Origin of the sequence: Micromonospora sp. D75, assembly GCF_018070405.1 — a bacterium.
GTDB lineage: Bacteria > Actinomycetota > Actinomycetes > Mycobacteriales > Micromonosporaceae > Micromonospora > Micromonospora chalcea.
In genome coordinates this window covers 1-2,294 of record NZ_JAGPXV010000795.1, presented here as the reverse complement: position 1 = coordinate 2,294, position 2,294 = coordinate 1, and the positions used below count along the sequence as shown (strand labels likewise).

General features: G+C 74.7%; 3 protein-coding genes. All 3 read left to right on the top strand.

Annotation, left to right across the window (positions count from 1 at the left end; translation table 11 throughout):
- A partial coding sequence (pnuC, locus tag KBX39_RS29130; protein WP_210873611.1) for a nicotinamide riboside transporter PnuC occupies nt 1–525 on the top strand: 525 nt, incomplete at its 5' end.
- Nucleotides 522–1,787, top strand: coding sequence for a bifunctional 3,4-dihydroxy-2-butanone-4-phosphate synthase/GTP cyclohydrolase II (locus KBX39_RS29125; protein ID WP_104114309.1), 1,266 nt, complete (start codon nt 522–524; stop codon nt 1,785–1,787). The genes pnuC and KBX39_RS29125, both read left to right, overlap by 4 nt.
- 4 nt (nt 1,788–1,791) lie before the next feature.
- Nucleotides 1,792–2,289 carry a 6,7-dimethyl-8-ribityllumazine synthase gene (gene ribH, locus KBX39_RS29120; RefSeq protein ID WP_043324935.1) on the top strand — a complete coding sequence of 166 codons (498 nt, stop codon included), beginning with the start codon at nt 1,792–1,794 and terminating at the stop codon, nt 2,287–2,289.
- Nucleotides 2,290–2,294 lie beyond the last annotated feature (5 nt).

Here is a 2,294-nt window from a genome sequence, read left to right as displayed (position 1 = left end):
GTGTTCCTCGGCGGCGTCTTCGTCACCCCGCAGGCGCACGACCTCTACGGCCAGGCCGGCCGGCAGGTCTTCTTCTTCGCCGTCAGCGTGTACGGCTGGTGGCGCTGGTCGCGCAACCGGCGTGCCGGTGGCGGGGACGAGCCGGCCGTGGTGCCGCGCTGGGCCACCTGGCCGGAGCGGCTCGGCCTGCTCGTGGCCGCCGTCGTCGGCACCGCCGCCGCGTACCCGGTGCTCGCCGCGCTGGGCTCGTGGGGGCCGCTGCCTGATGCCTGGATCCTGGTCGGCAGCCTGCTCGCCACGTACGGCATGGCCCGCGGCTGGGTCGAGTTCTGGCTGATCTGGATCGCCGTCGACGCGGTCGGCGTACCGCTGCTGCTGCGCGGCGGCTTCTACCCGTCGGCCGCCATGTACCTGGTCTACGGCGCGTTCTGCGCGGCCGGCCTGTACAGCTGGTGGCGCACCTCCCGGGCCGTCGCGACCGCGCCCGCCCCGATCCCGGCGACGTACTCGGAGGCAGTGGCATGACCACTTTCGGATCGATCGAGCAGGCGGTGGCGGACATCGCCGCCGGGCGCCCCGTGGTCGTGGTCGACGACGAGGACCGCGAGAACGAGGGCGACCTGATCTTCGCGGCCGAGCTGGCCACCCCGGAGCTGGTCGCGTTCATGGTCCGCTACACCTCCGGCTACATCTGCGTGCCGCTGACCGAGGACGAGTGCGACCGGCTGGACCTGCCGCCGATGCACCACACCAACCAGGACCGGCGCGGCACCGCGTACACCGTGACGGTGGACGCCCGGGAGGGCGTCAGCACCGGCATCTCGGCCGCCGACCGGTCGCACACCATCCGGCTGCTCGCCGACGCCGCCACCGACCCGACCGACCTGGCCCGGCCCGGCCACGTGGTGCCGCTGCGCGCCCGCGCCGGCGGGGTGCTGCGCCGACCCGGGCACACCGAGGCGGCGGTGGACCTGACCCGGATGGCCGGGCTGCGCCCGGCCGGGGTGCTGTGCGAGCTGGTGAACGACGACGGCACCATGATGCGCCTGCCGGACCTGGAGAAGTTCTGCGCCGAGCACGGCCTCACGCTGGTCACCATCGCGGACCTGATCGCCTACCGGCGGCGTACCGAGAAGCAGGTCGAGCTGGCCGCCGAGGCGCGGATGCCCACCCCGTACGGCGTGTTCAAGGCGCTCGGCTACCGCGCCGAGCACGACCCGGCCGAGCACGTCGCGCTGGTCATGGGCGAGCTCGGCGACGGGCGGGACGTGCTGGTGCGGGTGCACTCCGAGTGCCTCACCGGCGACGTGTTCGGCTCGCTGCGCTGCGACTGCGGGCCGCAGTTGCAGGCCGCGCTGGCCCGGGTCGCGGCCGAGGGCCGCGGCGTGGTCCTCTACGTGCGCGGGCACGAGGGCCGGGGCATCGGCCTGCTGCACAAGCTGCAGGCGTACCAGCTCCAGGACCAGGGCCGCGACACCGTGGACGCGAACCTCGACCTGGGCCTGCCGGCCGACGCCCGCGACTACGGCACCGGCGCGCAGATCCTCTACGACCTGGGCGTCCGCTCGATGCGGCTGCTGACGAACAACCCGGCCAAGCGGGCCGGGCTGGAGGGGTACGGGCTCACCGTGACCGGCCGGGAGGGGCTGCCCGTGCGGTCCAACCCGGAGAACGTGCGCTACCTGCGCACCAAGCGGGACCGGATGGGTCACCTGCTGGACGGACTGGACGAGGTGACCGAGGCGCCGATGGGCCGCCCGGTCGCCGGTGACGAGATCGGAGCGTAGGGCGATGGCGGGTTTCGGGGAGCCGGGCGTGAGCGCGGTGGACGCCGCCGGCATGACTGTCGGCGTGGTGGCCGCCCGCTGGCACGGCGAGCTGACCGACCACATGACCGAGCGGGCGGTGGCCGCCGCGCAGGCGTGCGGGGCGCGGGCCGTGGTGGCCCGGGTGGCAGGCTCGGTGGAGCTGCCGGTGGTGGCCCAGGCGATGGCCCGCCGCTTCGACGTGGTGGTCGCGCTCGGCGTCGTGGTACGCGGCGCGACGGCGCACTTCGACTACGTCTGCCAGTCGGTCACCGAGGGGCTGACCCGGGTGGCGCTGGACGAGGGCAAGCCGGTGGCGCACGGGGTGCTGACGGTGGACACCGTCGAGCAGGCCCGGGACCGGGCCGGGCTGCCCGGCTCGGCCGAGGACAAGGGCTGGTCGGCGACGGTGGCCGCGCTGGACGCCGCCCTCGCGATTCGCGGCCTGGACGCCCAGTCCGCCCACCGCGTCGGCTTCGCCTGACCCAC